Source organism: Halorubrum cibi, from assembly GCF_900182635.1.
Taxonomy (GTDB): Archaea; Halobacteriota; Halobacteria; order Halobacteriales; family Haloferacaceae; genus Halorubrum; species Halorubrum cibi.
Window position 1 is genome coordinate 1 of record NZ_FXTD01000009.1, and the last position, 16,137, is coordinate 16,137.

18 protein-coding genes and 2 pseudogenes are annotated in these 16,137 nt (G+C 68.6%); 11 read left to right on the forward strand and 9 right to left on the reverse strand.

Translation table 11 applies throughout. The annotated features are described in order from the left end of the window. Window positions 1-198 (reverse strand): annotated as a pseudogene (locus FN829_RS16250) (hypothetical protein); the annotation flags it as partial. Between the two features lie 78 nt (window positions 199-276). Continuing rightward, window positions 277-927 (reverse strand): annotated as a pseudogene (locus FN829_RS11895) (phosphoribosylamine--glycine ligase); the annotation flags it as partial. Window positions 928-1,140: 213 nt separating this feature from the next. Between FN829_RS11895 and FN829_RS11900 the strand changes: the two are divergent. Beyond that, window positions 1,141-1,587, forward strand: coding sequence for a MoaD/ThiS family protein (locus FN829_RS11900; RefSeq protein ID WP_142987195.1), 447 nt, complete (start codon window positions 1,141-1,143; stop codon window positions 1,585-1,587). A gap of 79 nt (window positions 1,588-1,666) precedes the next feature. Beyond that, window positions 1,667-2,335, forward strand: a complete 669-nt coding sequence (locus tag FN829_RS11905; protein WP_142987196.1) for a helix-turn-helix domain-containing protein — start codon at window positions 1,667-1,669, stop codon at window positions 2,333-2,335. Between the two features lie 27 nt (window positions 2,336-2,362). On the opposite strand, the gene FN829_RS11910 is transcribed toward FN829_RS11905, so the two are convergent. Next, window positions 2,363-3,583, reverse strand: a complete 1,221-nt coding sequence (locus tag FN829_RS11910; RefSeq protein ID WP_142987197.1) for a multicopper oxidase domain-containing protein — start codon at window positions 3,581-3,583, stop codon at window positions 2,363-2,365. Between the two features lie 167 nt (window positions 3,584-3,750). On the opposite strand from FN829_RS11910, the gene FN829_RS11915 reads away from it, so the two are divergent. The 3 genes from FN829_RS11915 to FN829_RS11925 all read left to right on the forward strand — a co-directional run bounded on the left by FN829_RS11915 (window position 3,751) and on the right by FN829_RS11925 (window position 6,179). Beyond that, window positions 3,751-5,271 (forward strand): DUF790 family protein, encoded by a 1,521-nt coding sequence (locus tag FN829_RS11915; protein WP_142987198.1) that lies wholly within the window; start codon window positions 3,751-3,753, stop codon window positions 5,269-5,271. Between the two features lie 101 nt (window positions 5,272-5,372). Beyond that, entirely contained in the window at window positions 5,373-5,906 is a 534-nt protein-coding gene (locus FN829_RS11920; RefSeq protein ID WP_142987199.1) for a DoxX family protein, read from the forward strand. 15 nt (window positions 5,907-5,921) lie between these two features. Further along, window positions 5,922-6,179 carry a hypothetical protein gene (locus FN829_RS11925; RefSeq protein WP_142987200.1) on the forward strand — a complete coding sequence of 86 codons (258 nt, stop codon included), beginning with the start codon at window positions 5,922-5,924 and terminating at the stop codon, window positions 6,177-6,179. Window positions 6,180-6,227: 48 nt separating this feature from the next. Here the strand turns inward: FN829_RS11925 and FN829_RS11930 are convergent, their stop codons facing one another. Further along, a complete protein-coding gene (locus FN829_RS11930) occupies window positions 6,228-6,782 on the reverse strand; it encodes a DUF7122 family protein (RefSeq protein ID WP_142987201.1) in 555 nt (184 codons plus the stop codon). Further along, entirely contained in the window at window positions 6,779-7,702 is a 924-nt protein-coding gene (locus FN829_RS11935; RefSeq protein WP_142987202.1) for an RsmB/NOP family class I SAM-dependent RNA methyltransferase, read from the reverse strand. Before FN829_RS11935 ends, FN829_RS11930 begins: the two co-directional genes overlap by 4 nt. 137 nt (window positions 7,703-7,839) lie before the next feature. On the opposite strand from FN829_RS11935, the gene FN829_RS11940 reads away from it, so the two are divergent. Continuing rightward, window positions 7,840-8,580 (forward strand): proteasome assembly chaperone family protein, encoded by a 741-nt coding sequence (locus FN829_RS11940; protein WP_142987203.1) that lies wholly within the window; start codon window positions 7,840-7,842, stop codon window positions 8,578-8,580. A gap of 5 nt (window positions 8,581-8,585) precedes the next feature. Here the strand turns inward: FN829_RS11940 and FN829_RS11945 are convergent, their stop codons facing one another. Beyond that, window positions 8,586-9,980 (reverse strand): isochorismate synthase, encoded by a 1,395-nt coding sequence (locus FN829_RS11945; protein WP_142987204.1) that lies wholly within the window; start codon window positions 9,978-9,980, stop codon window positions 8,586-8,588. A 103-nt stretch (window positions 9,981-10,083) separates the two neighbouring features. After that, complete coding sequence (locus tag FN829_RS11950) at window positions 10,084-10,719, reverse strand: molybdopterin-dependent oxidoreductase (protein ID WP_142987205.1); 636 nt, start codon at window positions 10,717-10,719, stop codon at window positions 10,084-10,086. 186 nt (window positions 10,720-10,905) lie between these two features. Here FN829_RS11950 and FN829_RS11955 point away from each other — a divergent pair, with 186 nt between their 5' ends. The 3 genes from FN829_RS11955 (at window position 10,906) to FN829_RS11965 (ending at window position 13,307) form a co-directional block, all read left to right on the forward strand. Further along, complete coding sequence (locus FN829_RS11955) at window positions 10,906-11,121, forward strand: ribbon-helix-helix domain-containing protein (RefSeq protein ID WP_066415053.1); 216 nt, start codon at window positions 10,906-10,908, stop codon at window positions 11,119-11,121. Between the two features lie 103 nt (window positions 11,122-11,224). After that, the gene (locus tag FN829_RS11960; protein WP_066415056.1) at window positions 11,225-11,503 is read left to right on the forward strand and encodes a UPF0058 family protein; all 279 of its coding nucleotides are present in this window, start codon (window positions 11,225-11,227) and stop codon (window positions 11,501-11,503) included. 88 nt (window positions 11,504-11,591) lie between these two features. After that, window positions 11,592-13,307: a rhomboid family intramembrane serine protease gene (locus tag FN829_RS11965; RefSeq protein WP_142987206.1), complete on the forward strand. Its 1,716-nt coding sequence runs from the start codon at window positions 11,592-11,594 to the stop codon at window positions 13,305-13,307. A 31-nt stretch (window positions 13,308-13,338) separates the two neighbouring features. On the opposite strand, the gene FN829_RS11970 is transcribed toward FN829_RS11965, so the two are convergent. Then, a complete protein-coding gene (locus tag FN829_RS11970; RefSeq protein ID WP_142987207.1) occupies window positions 13,339-13,962 on the reverse strand; it encodes an METTL5 family protein in 624 nt (207 codons plus the stop codon). A 4-nt stretch (window positions 13,963-13,966) separates the two neighbouring features. Then, window positions 13,967-14,383: a hypothetical protein gene (locus tag FN829_RS11975; RefSeq protein WP_142987208.1), complete on the reverse strand. Its 417-nt coding sequence runs from the start codon at window positions 14,381-14,383 to the stop codon at window positions 13,967-13,969. Between the two features lie 278 nt (window positions 14,384-14,661). On the opposite strand from FN829_RS11975, the gene FN829_RS11980 reads away from it, so the two are divergent. Together FN829_RS11980 and FN829_RS11985 are read left to right on the forward strand one after the other, a co-directional pair. Further along, window positions 14,662-15,615: a transcription initiation factor IIB gene (locus FN829_RS11980; RefSeq protein ID WP_066415063.1), complete on the forward strand. Its 954-nt coding sequence runs from the start codon at window positions 14,662-14,664 to the stop codon at window positions 15,613-15,615. Window positions 15,616-15,686: 71 nt separating this feature from the next. Continuing rightward, the gene (locus FN829_RS11985; RefSeq protein ID WP_142987209.1) at window positions 15,687-16,121 is read left to right on the forward strand and encodes a universal stress protein; all 435 of its coding nucleotides are present in this window, start codon (window positions 15,687-15,689) and stop codon (window positions 16,119-16,121) included. Window positions 16,122-16,137 lie beyond the last annotated feature (16 nt).

Genomic DNA, 16,137 nt, shown 5'->3' on the forward strand with positions numbered 1-16,137 from the left:
ATCATCCGTGTCGGACACCGCTGACGCGGTGTCCTTGTCCTCTTCGACTCCACAGCAGCAGCTCAGCAGTATCAACAATCTCCTACAGAAGAGCGCGATGTAGTATTTCACATCGTGACCCTCGCGGTGGACTTGCCACGCGAGGTCAGTGATCAGTGCGGCGTCGGCGGAAACGAAGAGGAAGTGTTTGGATTCCATTGTTGTGGTTTAAGCAGCGGTGACAGCGGTTTGTCTCTCGGTACACTGCGGTGAGTTATATAATAGATCCCGGAAATAGTGCTCGAAGTTGAAGTTGACCTGATCGATGAACTCGTTGCCGTTGAAGAACCCGCAGATGGCGACTTCGACGCCCTCCACTTTGCGTTGTAGCTGGAAGCCCTTCATCCGGTGACCCCACGCCTTCTTGTACGCCTTCAGCACGTCCACGATGTCGCTTCCGTCGTCCTCGTTCCCAACGTAGAGGAGCCGTTTGACGTTCTGGACCTCGCCGAGCGGCTTGATCACGTACGGAGCGGGGTTCTCCTGGACGTGCCGTATCCCCGCGTCGAAGCTGTCGAAGATGTGGTGTTCGACGGTGTTCACGCCGTGGTCTTCGAGGACCTCCATCGCGTATCCTCGGTCCTCTTCGAGGTGATCGGTGTTCGGCGTCCCGCCGACGACGGCTTTCCCGTTCTCGCGGAGCTCCTCGGCGAGTTCGCCTGTCCCGACGTCAGATCCGACCCAGATGTCGTCGAACACGATGACGTCCGCCCAATCCACTTCCGCGCGCCAGTCGTCCGTCTTCGGGACGAAGCCGTCGCCGATCTCTCGATCGCTTTCGGCTTCGATGTAGTACTTCACGTCGTGGCCCTCGCGGTGGACCTGCCAGGCCAAGTCGGTGATCAGTGCGGCGTCCGCGGAGACGAACAGAAACCGCTTCGTATCCATACCGGTGCGTCACGGTCGAGTGACTTGAGTATGCGTGACGATCCCGTGTGATCCGCTCGAAGTCCCCGGTCGCGAGGCGCGGGGCGCCTCCGGTAGCCGGCGGCAACGGCCCCGGTAGCCGGCGGAGACGCTACCCAGACCTCTCGCGACCGGTGCCCCCGGACGAACGTGTTCGGGTCGCCGTTTACGGGTAAAGCGGCCCTCTCGTCGAGCATGAGCACGACCGCGGAGGAGCGGCCGAAGACGGGGACCGAGGAGAGCGAGAGCGAGACCGAAGTCGTCGAGGAGCCGCCGGAGACGACCGTGACGGTGCGGTGTACGGGCCACGTCCGAACGGAACTCGACGGGACATACGAGTTCGAGTACACCTTCGCCGGGAACACGCTACGGGAGTTCCTCGAGGACCTCTTCGAGGACTACCCGGAGCTTCAGGACCTCCTCATCGCTGAGACGGAGGCGGACGCCACCCACAGCGGCTGGGCCCCGCCGCCGGAGGAACTCCCGGGGACGTGGACGAAGAATCCGGAGGGCGAACAGACCATCGCCTACGCCCGGATCCTCGTGAACGGCCGGTTCAACGAGAACGAGCGCGGGTTCGACACCGAACTCGAGGAGGGAGACCGGGTCGCGTTGGTGTACCCGTTCATGTTCTGTTGTTGAGAGCGGACACGTTTATACGCCGACGGCTCCGACCGTCGACCAGTCGACCGCCCGCGACGCCGGGTGGACCGGATTCACCATGGCACAGATACGCCTCCTCGTCGACCTGCCGGACGGCCCGTGGATCGCCGACGTCTCCCGTGAGTTCCCCGAGGCCGTCTTCCGCGTGTTGACCGCGACCCCCGGCGACAACGCGGGGTTCGCGCTCGTCCGGATCACCACCGACGCCGTCGACGACGTGCTCGCGGCGATGGAGGCCCACTCCGGGCTCGCCGAGGTCTCGGTGATGACTCGCTCGGCCGGCGAGACCACCGTACAGATCGAGGCGTCCTCGCCGCTCCTGCTGCTCGCCGCACAGGGCGCGGGCGTTCCCATCGAGATGCCCGTCGAGATCACGGACGGGATCGCCACGCTCGACGCGACCGGCGCGCACGACCGGCTCTCGACGTTCGGCGACCAGCTCGCCGGGATGGGGCTCTCCTACGAGGTGGAGTTCGTCCAACAGCGCGTGAACCCGAGCCAGCTCCTCACCGAGAACCAGCTCGACCTCCTCCTGACCGCGGTGGAGGCCGGCTACTACGACGTGCCTCGCGAGAGCACGCTCACCGAGGTCGCCGAGGCGGCCGGGATCGCGAAGTCGACGTGTAGCGAGACGCTCCAGCGCGTCGAGCGGACGATCGTCCGCGAGTTCGTCGAGGACCTCCCGACCGTGAGCGGCGAATTGAAACGGAAGCTGACGGGGGAGTGAGTCCGAACGAACCGGAGCGACCGCCGATCAGGCCTCGTAGCCGGCGGTCTCCATCACGGAGGCGAACTGCTCCGTGTCCGTGACGCTCTCGTAGACCATCCCGCCGATCATCCCGCCGGGGTAGGTGTTCCCGTTCATCGCGTGGTTCACCTTGTGACAGTGGATCGCGTAGACGCCGGGGTCGGCGTCGGCGGTGAACTCGATCGTCTTGCGCTCGGCGGGCGCGATGCTGGTAACGTCCTCGCGGTGGCGGGCGGACTCGGGGATGACCCCGCCGTCCTTCTCGACGACGGTGAAGCCGTGGTTGTGCGTGTGCATCGCGTGCGACTCGTAGCCGGCGTTCGCGAAGTGGATCCGCACCCGGTCGCCCTCCTCGACGACGATCGGCGACCCCTCCTCGGGGTGGAAGCTGTACGGCGCACAGCGCCCGTTCACGGTGAACGCGTCGGGGTTGCGGTCGCGGTGGCTGAAGGAGACGTCGCCGCCCGCCGTCGACGCCGACAGGCGGGTGTCCCAGTCTTTCACCGTCATGAACGCCTCCACGTCCGGGGGTTCGTACCCCTCGGGATCGACCCGGAGCAGTCCGAACATCCCCATGTCGAGGTGGTTCTGCGTCTGGTAGTGGCAGTGGTAGAGGTGGGTGCCGGGCTGGTTGGCGGTGATCTCGTAGGTGTGCTCCTCGCCCGGCGCCACCTGCCGGCCGGTCGTGGTCGGGACGCCGTCGTCCATCCAGCTCTTCGAGAGCCCGTGGACGTGGAACGTGTGCGGCCGGTTGTGCTCGGTGTTGTCGTAGGTGATCTCCAGGTCCGTCCCCTCCGTGACCCGGAGCAGGGGGCCGGGCACGCTGGGGTCCGTCTCCGGCGTCTCCCACGCCCACACCTCCGGCAGCTCCCAGGGACCGCCCCGCGTCCCCTCGCCGAGCAAGCGGTGCCGACACGCCCGCGTGGACATCGTGATCGCGCCGTCGGTCTCGTCGAGGTCGATCGTCGTCCGCGGCGTGGTGTAGGGATGATCCGTCTCCACCGCGGTCGAGTCGCTCCCGGACCACTCCTCGACCTGCTCGGTCCGTTCGGCCTGCTCGGACGGTTCCGACCCGCCCGCGCCGCCCGTGTTCGCCGTGCTCGCCGCGCTGGCGTCCGCCCGTGGTGCCCCACAGCCCGCGATCCCGACGGTTCCGAGGGCCGCGGCCGCCGAGAGGAAGCCCCGCCTGGACGCCGTGCGTCGACCGACTGCGTCGTCGTCGTTCATCACGAGCGTGAGTCGGAACCGCGTCGGGTTAAGCGGCGATCGGAATCTCGGGGTTCGGAAACGCACCCGAACACGTTCGGATCGGTTCGTAACCGATCGTGAGAACGCCGAGTCGAGGCGGGGACGCTCCCGTCGGGTATTAACGCCCCCGCCGCCTACCGGGCAGCGTGTTACGCAAGGACCTCCTGCGCGTCTCCCGCGCGGGCGGCGGGTACCGCCCTCGATTCGTCGGCCGGGAGCGCCGCCCGCTCGCCGCGAAGGTGCTCGGTGCCTTCGAGGCCAACGTCGGCGAGCCCCGGTCGGCCGTGACGGCGGCGGTCGACGCGCTCGAGGCCGACTCGGACGACTTCAAGCTCGTCCGCGGGCTCGCCGCCCTCGTCGAGCGCGAGTGCGTCTTCGAGGCGCGGTCGACCGTCCCGCCGCCGCGGGTCCGCCGCGCCGCCTTCGAGGCGGCCGAGGCGGTCGGCGTCGCCGGCGCGGACGACAGGTCGCGGGCGATCGACCGGGCCGCCGACCGCCTCGGCGTCGACGCCGAGATCGTCGAGGGGGACCTGTACGCGGACCGCGAGCGCAACGAGGTCCTCGTCGACGCAGACGTGCGCTGGGACCCGGACGCGCTAATCGAGCAGTACAACCTCTCTCTCGCGCAGACCGCGCTGTTCGACGCCACTGAGGTCCGAGTTCGCTCCGTCGACCCCAAGGCGCTCGTGAGCGCGGTCAAGCGGCTCCGGCTGATGTACGAGATCCGCCGAACCGACGACGGCCGGGAGCTCGTCGTCACCGGGCCGGACGCGCTCTTCCAGCGGACCCGGCGCTACGGCACCGCGTTCGCCCGGCTGCTCAGGACGGCCGCGGGCACCGCCGAGTGGCGGTTGGAGGCGACGATCGACGACCGCGGGACCGAGCGGACGATGACGCTCTCCGAGAGCGACGTGCGCGTCCCCGGCGTCGACCCCGTCGCCGAGCCGGACTTCGACAGCGGCGTCGAGGCCGACTTCGCCGGGCGCTTCCGCGGACTCGACCTCGACTGGACGCTGGTCCGGGAGCCGGAACCGCTCGCGACCGGGACGCGGGTGATGATCCCCGACTTCGCGTTCGAGTACGACCACGCCGACTTCACGCTCTACTTCGAGGTGATGGGCTTTTGGACCCCCGAGTACGTCGAGAAGAAGCTCGGCCAGCTCGCCGACGTGGAGGACGTGGACCTGCTCGTCGCCGCCGACGAGAGCCTCGGAGTCGGCGAGGCCATCGCCGCCCGCGACCACCGCGTGCTCACGTATACGGGGACCGTCCGGGTCAAGGACGTCGTCAACGTGCTCCGCGAGTACGAGGCCGACCTCGTCGCCGAGGCGGCCGCGGGTCTCCCGGAGTCGTTCGCGCCCGACGACGACGCCGTCTCCCTCGCCGAGCTGGCGACCCGCCACGGCGTGAGCGAGTCGGCGGTCGAGGACGGCCCGTTCCCCGACCACGACCTCGTGGGACGGACGCTGATCCGCCCGGCGGTCTTAGAGCGGCTGCGCGAGGAGATCGACGACGGGACGTCGCTGTCGGCGGTCGAAGAGCGGCTCGACGCGCGCGGGATCGACGACGCGAGCGCGACCCTCTCGGCACTCGGGTTCCGCGTCGAGTGGGAGGGCTTGAGCGGGGGGACCGTCCGCGAGAAGGCAGATTCGCCCGACGACGAGTGAGACGGCGGCGGATCCGGGCGACCGAATCCGACGTTCTCCGAGTCTGACAATTCTCGAGTACTTATATATGTTCGGTCGACGTAGTGTAATTCGAACAACATATGGTGACGAACATACGAACGCGGCTGCTGGGACAGGACGTGTCGTTCCCGGTCGAGGAGTCGCGACTGGCCTACTGGCTGGTCGTGATGCGGTTGATCGTCGGCTGGTGGTTCCTCCACGCGGGGCTGGACAAGTTCCTCGCGTGGCCCTTCGACGCGAGCTGGTTCGTCGGCGGTGCGGCCGCACAGACGACGCTGGGGCCGATCCTCGTCCTCTTCTCGGACGGGATACTGCTGTCGTTCACGAACGTGATGGTCCCGCTCGGACAGACCCTGATCGGGCTGGGGCTGATCGTCGGGGCGTTGACCCGGCTCGCCGCCTTCTTCGGCGCGTTCCTGATGACGTTCTTCTACTTCGTCAACGGGGAAACCGGCGGCTGGTCACACGGCGTAGTCACCGGCGACTTACTCGGGCTGTTGATCTTCGCGATGATCGCCACGCTCGGGGCCGGACGCGTGCTTGGGCTGGACGCCTACCTCGCGCGAACCGAATTCGTGAAAGAGCACCCGCGGCTGCGACACTTCATCGGCTGAACGGAGGTATCATACATGACCCAACTCACCACGGCGGAACGGATCGCGTTGTACGGCGGCGGCGGCCTGCTCCTGATCGGCACGCTCGGGATCGGGCTGCTCGAGATAGTCGCGGGCGCGCCGCATCCGGTGTCGGGGGAGGGCCAGATCGTCCACGAGACGCTGGTCCCGCTCTCGGTCCGGTCGTCCATCATGCTCCTCGGACTGCTGATCTGGGGGGCGTACGCGGTCCTCAGCGTGGCCGAAGAACCGCCGGCCGACACGTCGATCTGACTCGATGGGCGGAGACGCCGACTCGAACCGTCACTTTTCGAATCGCGCTCACTCCTCGACGACCGGAAGGTCCGCCCGGCTCCCCTTCGGAACCACGGAGCGCAACTCGTCGTAGAGGTAGAGTCCGACGCCGATCGGGGCGGTCCCGCCGGCGATTCGGTGGGAGACGATCAGGTACCCCCAGTCGCCGTCCCACTCGGGGAGATCCTGATCCTCGCCGGCGAGGAACCGGCTCGCGCGTTCGGGACCGAGTTCGACCACGTTTTTCGTCGCGTGCTCGCCGAACCGCTGGACCGCGCGGGTGGTCGGCTTCCAGTGTTCCTGGCGGGTCCGCAGGAACGTCATCCCGATCGCCTCGACCCGGCTCGGGTCGACGGCCTCGCCGTTGAACACCCACACCTTCCCCGCTCCCTTCTCCCAGAAGCTGTACCCGTCGAGGACCTCCCGGCCGATCCCGAAGCGCGTCTCCCACCAGTCGAGGACTTCCTCGCGGCTGGGCCGGCCGGCCACCTCGCGGTCCGCGGGCGTCTCCGGGAGCCGGTCGAAGCGCTGGCCGTCGTTGGTCGGTTCCTGATCGCCGTCGGCGGCGTCGGAGCCGGTCATCGGGCCACCTCCGCCCCGCCGACGCGCAGTTTCGCACAGAAGAACCCGCCCGTGTCGTTGTGGTGCGGGTACACCCGATGGCCGCGCGTCACGCTGTCGTCGTACGTCTCGCCGTCCCACTCGGTCACTCCGGGAGCCGTCTCGAGCGGGAGGTCGAATTCGACGATCTCGCAGTCCTCGGTCGCGAGCGCGTGATCGAGGACCGCCTCGTTCTCCTCGGGCGCGAACGTACACGTCGAGTAGACCACGGTCCCGCCGGGGCGGGTCGCCTGGATCGCGCGCGTCAGGATCCCCTTCTGGATCCCGGCGACGCCGTGGACGTGATCGAGGGTCCACTCCTCCAGCACGTCCGGGTTCTTCCGGCAGGTCCCCTCACACGAGCAGGGCGCGTCGACCAGCGCGCGGTCGAACGCGTCGAACGCGAGCGGCTTCAGGGAGAAGTTGCGGGCGTCCTGGTTCGTGACTATCGCGTTCGTCACCCCGAGGCGTTCGGCGTTGTGTCGCAACGCCGAGAGGCGGCCGAGGTTGTTGTCGTTGGCGACGACGGTTCCCTCGTCGTCCATCAGGTCCGCGATCTGTGTCGTCTTGCTGCCCGGAGCCGCACACGCGTCCCAGACGCGGTCGCCCGGCCGTGGGTCGAGCGCCAGCGCGGGGAGCGCCGAGACCTCCTCCTGGCCGTGCGTCCAGCCGTGCGCGTGCGGCCAGTTCCCTCCGGGGTTCCCGTCCGGGAGCCGGAAGATCCCGTCGTGCCAGCCGACCGGCTCGTGGGCGACGCCCGCCGCCTCGAACGCCTCGCGGACGCGGTCCGGCGAGGCCTTGATCCCGTTCGTGCGGACGACGGAGGGGAGGGGCCGGTCGCAGGCCGCCCGGAACGCGTCGACGTCGTCGACGAGGGGCTCGTACCGGTCGAGCGGGTTCATGGCCTCCCTTCCGTGCCGGACGGTTAGTCGGTTTCGGGTCGACCGCGGTGCGGTCTGGAATCCGTGCGGCGTCCCGTGTCCGACCGGGATCGGAATCCACGCCTACCTTTAGGTCGCCCGGCGTCGTACCGCCGGGCATGGCGCGAATATCCGTTCTCGACGAGGCGGTGTCGCTCTCGGAGCCGACGCTGGTCGAGGGGTTCCCCGGCGTCGGGCTCGTCGGCAAGATCGCGACCGACCACATGATCGACGCGCACGGGATGGTCCACTACGCGAACGTCCACTGCGACGGGCTCCCGCCGGTCGCCGTCTACCTAGAGTCGGACTCGGCGGCGACGACGCCGGTGCGGCTGTACGCGGACCCGGAGCGCGACCTCGTCGCGCTCCGCAGCGACGTGCCGGTCCACCCGAGCGCCGCCGCCGAGGTCGCGAACTGCCTCGACGGCTGGCTCGACGAGACCGGAACCTTCCCCGTGTTCCTCTCGGGGCTCGGCCGCGAGAAGGACGAGGAGCCGCCGGCGCTGTACGGGATCGCGACCGGCAACGGCAGTGACGCGCTTTCGCGCGCGGAGGTGTCGGACCCGCCGGAGGCCGGGCTCGTCTCCGGGCCGACCGGCGCGATGCTCGCGTCGTCGCTGGAGCGCGATCGCGACGCGGTCGGACTGATCGTCGAGTCCGACCCGCAGTTCCCCGACCCCGAGGCCGCGCGGATCCTCATCCGCGACGGGATCGATCCCATCGCCGGAACGGAGACGCCGACCGACGGCCTCGTCGACCAGGCGACGGAGATCCGCGACGCGAAACAGCAGCTCGCCGAACGGATGCGGCAGGCGACCGAGGAGAGCACGCAGGCGGAGCCGCTGAAGATGTTCCAGTAACGCCGTCAGTCGTCGCCTTCGACGTCCTCGTCCGCCGAACCGCCAGGTCCGGTGGAGGCCACTGCGTGGTCCCCCTCCAACTCGTCGAGGATCGGCCGGTACTTGAGCTGTATCTCGTCCCACTCGCGGTCGGGGTCGGAGTCACCGACGAGCCCGACGCCGGCGAAGAGGGTGGCCCGGTCGGGCGTCGCGACGGCGGAGCGGATCGCGACCGCGAACGCGCCGTTGCCGGCGGCGTCGATCCAGCCGACGGGGGCCGCGTACCATCCGCGGTCGAACGGCTCCGTCTCGTGGATCGTCTCGAGGGCGCGGTCCGGCGGGAGGCCGCCGACCGCCGGCGTCGGGTGGAGCGCCTCGACGAGCTCGAGCACGTGCCGGTCCGCGTCCAGCTCCGCGGTGATCGGCGTGTGGAGGTGTTGAACCGTCGCGAGCCGCCGGACGCGACGCTCGCCGGACGAGATGGAGGCGGCGTACGGCTCCAGCTGGTCGCGCACCGTCTCCGCGACGAGCTCGTGTTCGTGGACGTTCTTCGCGTCGGCGAGCAGCTCCTCGGCGAGCCACTCGTCCTCCGCGGGCGTCTCGCCCCGGCCGGTCGTCCCGGCGAGCGCGTCCGTCTCGACGGTCCGGCCGCGCAGCGAGACGAGCCGCTCGGGCGTCGCGCCGAAGAAGACGCTCCCGCCGTCGTCAGGCTCGAAACAGTAGCGGTGACAGTCGGGGTACTTCCCGGCGAGCCGCTCGAGCGTCGCCGCGCGGGGGAACTCGGTTTCGAGGTCCGCCTCCAGCGCCTGCGCGAGCACCACCTTTCGCAGCTCGCCCTCGCCGATCCGGTCGAGCGCGGCGGTGACGCTCTCGCGCCAGGCCGTCCGGCTCGTGGTTCGGCGCTGCTCGCGGATCCCCGGTCGAGGGGGTCGCGGGCCGTCCGCCGGTCGGCCCGACAGCCGGTCGATCTCCCGGTCCAGCCGACGCTCGACCGCCGCCGGCGACGCGTCCGATCCGGCGTCCGTCACCGTGAGCCAGGTCCCGTTGCCGGCGAACGTGACCTGAACCCGAGGGAGGACGAACCGCGCCTCCGGAAACGGCTCCCACGGGTCGCCGGCACAGGCCCCCTCGTGGAAGGCGAACCCGCCGAACACGCGCGGCCGAGCCGCCTCCGTTCCTGCGTGGACGTCCCCGGAGTCGAACAGGTCGTCGGTCGCCTCGCGGATCGCCGCGAATCGGTCGGCCCCGCTCGCCGTCAGCGTCGCGGCCGCGCCACCGGCGAGAACGAGGGCGTCGTCGGGGGCGCTCCAGACCGTCCGCGGCGTCGGGAGCGCGTCGAACGCCGCCGCGAACGCGGGCGGATCGACCGCGGTCGTGCGGCTGACGAGCGTCGGCGACGACGTCGAACGCGCCGGTTCCATTGAAACGAGTTCGGGACCGGAGGCTCTTAAGCGTGTCAACTCCCCCCGCGTCCGGGCGGGCCGCGAGTCGGACGTGGGGGTCCTACCGCACTGCGGAGATCCGCTAACTGTACCGCTCCTCGTTCCAGGGGTTCGCGGTGTCGCTGTAGCCGCGCTTCTCCCAGTAACCCAGTTCGCGCTCGGTCAGGAACTCGACGCCGGAGACCCACTTCGCCCCCTTGTAGGCGTACTTGTGGGGCGTGACGACGCGGAGCGGGCCGCCGTGGTCCGACGGGAGCTCCTCGCCGCCGTATTCGTGCGCGAAGAGGACGCCGTCGCGAGCGCACTCCGACAGCGGCAGGTCGGTCGTGTAGCCGTCGAGCGCGTGGAACATGACGTGTTCGGCGTCCTCGCGGACCCCCGCACGCTCGACTATCTCGGCGAACTCGACGCCGGTGAACTCACAGTCGAACTTGCTCCAACCGGTGACGCAGTGGAAGTCCTGCCGCTGGGTGACCGCGGGAAGGTCCTTTACCGCCTCGAGCGACAGCGAGAGCGGCTTGTCGACGGCGCCCCACACCTCGAAGGACTCGTCTGGTCCCCACGAGGGCGTCCCGCTCTTCGAGAGCACCGGAAACCGGTCCGTTTCCCGCTGTCCCGGCGGGAGCCGGTCGTCGCCGTACTCGCGGTAGAGGCCGGTGAGGTCCTCGATACCGTCGGCCGCGGAGTTCTCACCCTCGTCCACCCGTGTCTCGGTCATGCTCCCGGTACGGACTCGGGAAACGTATGGGTACCGTTCGGACGCCGCCGAAGTGGTTTCGGAAACGCCGCACTGATACTGTGTGATACGAAAATTTCGTTTCGAAAGCAAACAGATCGAGTTTCGAATCACCCGATATTCGACGCTACATTTATATACACTATCCTGTTAGACGCGGCCAAGAGAATGCCACGGGTGAAGATAACCGTCCCGGAACACTTGGAGATGCAGATCACACAGATGGTGGAACAGGGCGAATTCCTCAACCGCGAGGAGGCGGTCGAGGAGCTCCTCTCGACCGGAATCAAGGCGTACAAGACGAGCGGGCCCATGGAGGACGACGACTCCGGCGGGTTCGAGGACGAGGGGATGATGGGCCACGAGGACGAGTACGTCTTCTGAGTCCCTCCGTCGCGACGACCGATCGCGAGACCCGGTTCACTCGCCGATCCGTGCGTAACACCCGCAACAATCCTTAAACCGCCTCGGACACGTATTCCGCATCATGCACAAGGACGAACTGCTCGAACTCCACGAACAGATGGTGACGATCATGGAACACTTCCGGGCACAGGAGACCGTCGACGAGGGGCTCTTCGACCCGTACGACGAGCTCGACGTCGACCCCTCGCACGTCCACAAGTCCAAGAGCGAGCACAAACACGCCGTGTTCGTGCTCGGCAACGCCTTAGCGAACGCGATGAGCGAGGACGAGTTCTCGCCCGCGGGCCGGGTCGGCAAGCGGATGAAGGAACTCGCCGACGACGCCGAGAACAAGATCTGAGCGGGCTCCCGGAGTAACCGAACCCGACGCGGCCGTCCGACCGCGCCGACCCGCGAATTGATATGCGATGGGTCGCTGTAGTGGGTGTATGGCCCTCGAGGCGTTGCCGGTCGACGCCGTCCACCTGCTGGTCGCGGGCGCGGCGGCGACCGTCGCGCTCGCGGCGGTGTACGCCTCCGACCGCCCCGCCGGGTCGTGGGGACGACGGCTCCGCTCGCGGCTGCTGCTCGGCGTTCCGTGGGGGACGCTCGTCGCCGTCGGATTCGTGATCGGCGTCTACCTCTTCGTCCAGAGCGGGATCGAGAACCCGAACCGCCCGGTCGTGATCCCGTTTCGCGCGTGGTCGTACTTCTACCCGGAGGGGATGCTCTGGGCGGGCTTCTCACACGCGAGCCGCGGGCACGTCACCGGCAACCTGCTGTCCACGCTCGTCGCGGGGTCGCTCGCGGAGTACGCGTACGGCCACTTCCCGCGCGAGCGTGGGCGAGAGACGTTCGGATCGCTTCTGGAGAACCCGTACGTCCGGGCATTCTGTGTCGTCCCCGGCGCGATACTGGCGTTCGGAGTCGTCTCCTCGCTCTTCGCGCTCGGGCCGGTGATCGGCTTCTCGGGTGTCGTCTTCGCTTTGTGGGGGTTCGCGCTCGTTCACTACCCGATCGGCACGGTCGCGTCGCTGACGGCCGTGACCCTCGTAAGCGTCGTCTACGAGACGGTCCGGACGCCGGTGGAGATCGCGGAGGCGACCCCCTCGTTCGGCCCGCCGGGCTGGGCGAACATCGCGATCCAGGGGCACGCGCTCGGGCTGATCGCCGGCGCGCTCGTCGGCGTCTGGCTCCTCCGGCGGCGATCCGTCTCGATCGGCCGCCCCGTCCACTCGCACGCCTCGGCGCTCGTCGTCTTCGCCGCCGCGTTACTGTTCGGCGCGTCGCGCCGGCTGTGGGCGGTCTACTGGTATCTGGGCAACCAGCGGTACGAGCTGTACCGCGCGCTGGGGCTCGCCGGCGTCCTCGCGCTCGCCGCGGTCGTCGCCGTCGCGGTCGCGGGTCTCGAACGGCCGGTTCGCCCGGCGAGCGCGGTACCGAACCCGCGAACGATACGCGAGAGCGTCGCGTCGGCGACGCCAGCGGCGGTCGGACTGTTCCTGCTCGTCGCCGCGTTCGCGGCCGTCGCCGGCCCCGCGGTCGTCCCCAACCTCGTCGCGGTCGACGAGGCGGGCCTTCCGGGCGACCCGATCGAGGTCGACGGGTACGAGGTGACCTACGCCGAGAACGTCGAGGACCGGACGGTGAGCGCGGTCGACGTCGAGGCGTTCGGTCGCTCGACGTCGGTCCGCACCTCGGGAGTGATCGTCGCGAACCCGGACCGAGAGATCTGGACTGCGGCGGTCTCGAAGGGAAACCTCGCCTTCTGGGGGTACCGCGCGGTCGACGTGGGCGGGACGGGGTGGCGAGAGACGGTCTGGGTACAGCGCACGGGGTGGGTCGCCAGCGGCGGAAACGCCACCTACCGCGTCGACGCGGTGTACGAGGGGAACCGGTCGACGCTGTTCGTGAGCGACCCCGTCCGCGCGGAACCCGTCCTCGACGGCCGGAACGTCACGGTCGCGGCCGTCGAGGACGGGTTCGACCTCCGCGTCGCCCACGGGGGCGAAAACGCGACGGCCTCGGTCCCGGCGCGAAACGAGTCGGTGACGCTCCGCGGCGTCGAGTTCGTCCGCGAGGCGGAGGTGATCTACGCCGAGCGCGGCGATTCGCGAGTTCGGGTCGCCGAGCGGGAGCGGTACGAGGGGCGCGAGCGGAGCTGACGGCGGGCGGAGCGGTCGACGGGAGAGGGCTTCACTTCCACTCGATCCGGTACACTTCCACGTCGAGGTCGCGGGAGTCCTCGGCGTGGTGGTCGAACTGGGCGTCGACCGCGAAGTCGGCCGCGAACGCGTGAGTTACCTCGCCGCCGTTGTCGTCGACGAACGCCTCGAGGAAGTCGCGACTGCCGGCGTTGTGGACGGAGTAGGAGACGCTCGCGAGGTCGCTCGCGGTCGCGAGGAACGACCGATCCGCGTTGCGATTGCCGTCCTGCGCACCGAACGGCGGGTTCATCACGACGGTGACCGGCTCTCGAAAGGTCACCGGCGGTCGCGTCGCATCTCCCTGTACCCAGTGGACCGGGGCGCTCGCGGCGACCCGGCGCTCGTTGTCCCGTGCGGTGGTCAACGCGGTGCGGTCGAGTTCGACGCCGACGACTCGCGCGGGGCCACGGAGCGCGGCCGCGAGCGCGAACATCCCCGTTCCGGTACCCAGATCGAGGACCGTCCGACCGTCGACGTCGCCCTGGAGGTCCGCGAGGTGGACGACGTGCGCGGCGAGGTCCGGCGGAGTGGGGTACTGTTCGAGGGTCGCACGGGGATTCTCGAATCCGGCGACGACACCGAGTTTCGTCGCGAGCGAACGCTTCGTCGCCATGCGCTCAGGCGGCCGGGCGGTCGGCGTTCGTCGCGGTAGCGTCGACTCGGACGAACTCGATCCCTTCGCGCCGAGCGCGTTCGGCGAGCGCCGACAGCGTCGGTTCGACGGCGTCGGGGTCCGCCACCTCGTCGAGACGGACCTCGATCCGGCCGGCCCCGAGGAATGCGGCCGCGCGGACGAACCCGCGAAGCCGATCGGCCTCCTCGCCGGCGGCGAGCGGACAGTCGTCGGCGAAACAGGCGGCGACCGAAAGCGCCGACGGATGGTATCCACGCGCGGAGAGGCCGGATTTGAAATCGCGGAGGTACTCGGGAGCGGTGCTCTCGAGGTCGGCCGCGTCGACGACGATCGGTTCGATCTCGGCGGGACGACAGCCCTCTATCGCTGCGTCGACCCCGCGTGGCTCCGTGGTGCTCATACCCGTCATAGTTTCTAGTTATACAAAAGCTTTTTTGAATGTCTGATAGTAATATATTGGGCATCGACAGTGGCGGTCACGTTTCGTGTTCGGACGACGACGACGGAACCTGGAGATCCGTCATCGGTCCCGCATCGTCGATTGCGACGATCCGTGTTTCACGCCCCTCAGAAGGCTTGTAAGGGAGATTTAGGGATTCCATCGGCGTCGATCGATCGTGTTTTCTATCCAACATCTGTGAAAAAGTCTTAAATACGCCAGTGACCAGAAACCTTATAATGGAACGTCCGAGCCGGCAGCGTCAACGGGAGCGGGACACCGAGCGAGAATCGGACGAGGAAGCCATCACTTGCCCCGAGTGTGACTCCGCCGAGATCGTCACCGACGCGGACCAGGAGCTCGTCTGTGAGGACTGTGGGCTGGTCTTGGACGAACAGACGATCGACCGCGGTCCGGAGTGGCGGGCGTTCAACCACTCCGAGCGGCAGTCGAAGTCCCGCGTCGGCGCGCCGATCACGGAGACGATGCACGACAAGGGGCTGACGACGACGATCGACTGGAAGGACAAGGACGCGTACGGTCGGTCGCTCTCCTCGGAGAAGCGCTCGCAGATGCACCGGCTGCGGAAGTGGCAGGAGCGAATTCGAACGAAGGACGCGGGCGAGCGCAACCTCCAGTTCGCGCTCTCGGAGATCGACCGGATGGCGAGCGCGCTCGGCGTTCCCCGATCGGTCCGAGAGGTCGCCTCGGTCATCTATCGACGCGCGCTGAGCGAGGACCTCATCCGCGGCCGGTCCATCGAGGGCGTCTCCACCGCCGCGCTCTACGCCGCCTGCCGGCAGGAGGGGATCCCCCGCTCGCTCGACGAGGTCGCGGAGGTGTCCCGCGTCCCACAAAAGGAGATCGGTCGAACGTATCGGTACATCTCCCAGGAGCTCGGTCTGGAACTCAAGCCGGTCGACCCCAAGCAGTTCGTCCCGCGGTTCGCCTCCTCGCTCGAGCTCAGCGAGGAGGTCCAGTCGAAGGCGACCGAGATCATCGACGTCTCCGCCGAACAGGGGCTGCTCTCGGGGAAATCGCCGACAGGATTCGCCGCCGCCGCCATCTACGCCGCGTCGCTTCTGTGTAACGAGAAGAAGACCCAGCGAGAGGTCGCCGACGTCGCGCAGGTCACCGAAGTCACCATCCGAAACCGGTATCAAGAGCAGATCGAGGCGATGGGGTTCCGCTAGCCGACTCCGACGGGACGGCGGCCGCCGGAGGATCGGGTTTTTAATCGACACCCGGCGTAGCGTCCGGTGAGATGTACGACGACATTCTGGTGCCGACCGACGGGAGTCCCGCCTCCGACGCCGCGATCGAACACGCGATCGACCTCGCGGAGCAGTACGGAGCCCGCCTCCACGCGCTCTACGTCGTCGACGGCTCCGCCTATTCGACGCTGGAGGCCGGATCGGAGATCGTCGTCGACGCGCTCGAATCGGAGGGCGAGGAGGCGACCGCACGCGTCGCCGACGCCGCGGCCGACGCGGGCGTCGAGGCGACGACGACGGTAAGCTCGGGGACCGCCTACCGCTCGATCCGCGACTACGTCGACGAACACGGGATCGACATGATCGTGATGGGTACACACGGCCGGAAGGGGCTCGACCGGTACCTGCTCGGGAGCGTGACAGAACGGGTGGTCCGGACCGCCGACGTCCCGGTGTTGACCGTCCGACAGCCGAACGATGAGTGAGTTCCGTCCCCGGCGG

Bases quoted from the DNA above. Each gene is read 5' to 3' on its own strand.
- FN829_RS11945 (WP_142987204.1), bottom strand. From the start codon at position 9,980: ATGGAACCGGCGCGTTCGACGTCGTCGCCGACGCTCGTCAGCCGCACG.
- FN829_RS11935 (WP_142987202.1), bottom strand. From the start codon at position 7,702: ATGAACCCGCTCGACCGGTACGAGCCCCTCGTCGACGACGTCGACGCG.
- FN829_RS11960 (WP_066415056.1), top strand. From the start codon at position 11,225: ATGCACAAGGACGAACTGCTCGAACTCCACGAACAGATGGTGACGATC.
- FN829_RS11910 (WP_142987197.1), bottom strand. From the start codon at position 3,583: ATGAACGACGACGACGCAGTCGGTCGACGCACGGCGTCCAGGCGGGGC.
- FN829_RS11985 (WP_142987209.1), top strand. From the start codon at position 15,687: ATGTACGACGACATTCTGGTGCCGACCGACGGGAGTCCCGCCTCCGAC.
- FN829_RS11955 (WP_066415053.1), top strand. From the start codon at position 10,906: ATGCCACGGGTGAAGATAACCGTCCCGGAACACTTGGAGATGCAGATC.
- FN829_RS11905 (WP_142987196.1), top strand. From the start codon at position 1,667: ATGGCACAGATACGCCTCCTCGTCGACCTGCCGGACGGCCCGTGGATC.
- FN829_RS11920 (WP_142987199.1), top strand. From the start codon at position 5,373: ATGGTGACGAACATACGAACGCGGCTGCTGGGACAGGACGTGTCGTTC.
- FN829_RS11970 (WP_142987207.1), bottom strand. From the start codon at position 13,962: ATGGCGACGAAGCGTTCGCTCGCGACGAAACTCGGTGTCGTCGCCGGA.
- FN829_RS11925 (WP_142987200.1), top strand. From the start codon at position 5,922: ATGACCCAACTCACCACGGCGGAACGGATCGCGTTGTACGGCGGCGGC.
- FN829_RS11950 (WP_142987205.1), bottom strand. From the start codon at position 10,719: ATGACCGAGACACGGGTGGACGAGGGTGAGAACTCCGCGGCCGACGGT.
- FN829_RS11965 (WP_142987206.1), top strand. From the start codon at position 11,592: ATGGCCCTCGAGGCGTTGCCGGTCGACGCCGTCCACCTGCTGGTCGCG.
- FN829_RS11975 (WP_142987208.1), bottom strand. From the start codon at position 14,383: ATGAGCACCACGGAGCCACGCGGGGTCGACGCAGCGATAGAGGGCTGT.
- FN829_RS11900 (WP_142987195.1), top strand. From the start codon at position 1,141: ATGAGCACGACCGCGGAGGAGCGGCCGAAGACGGGGACCGAGGAGAGC.
- FN829_RS11980 (WP_066415063.1), top strand. From the start codon at position 14,662: ATGGAACGTCCGAGCCGGCAGCGTCAACGGGAGCGGGACACCGAGCGA.
- FN829_RS11940 (WP_142987203.1), top strand. From the start codon at position 7,840: ATGGCGCGAATATCCGTTCTCGACGAGGCGGTGTCGCTCTCGGAGCCG.
- FN829_RS11930 (WP_142987201.1), bottom strand. From the start codon at position 6,782: ATGACCGGCTCCGACGCCGCCGACGGCGATCAGGAACCGACCAACGAC.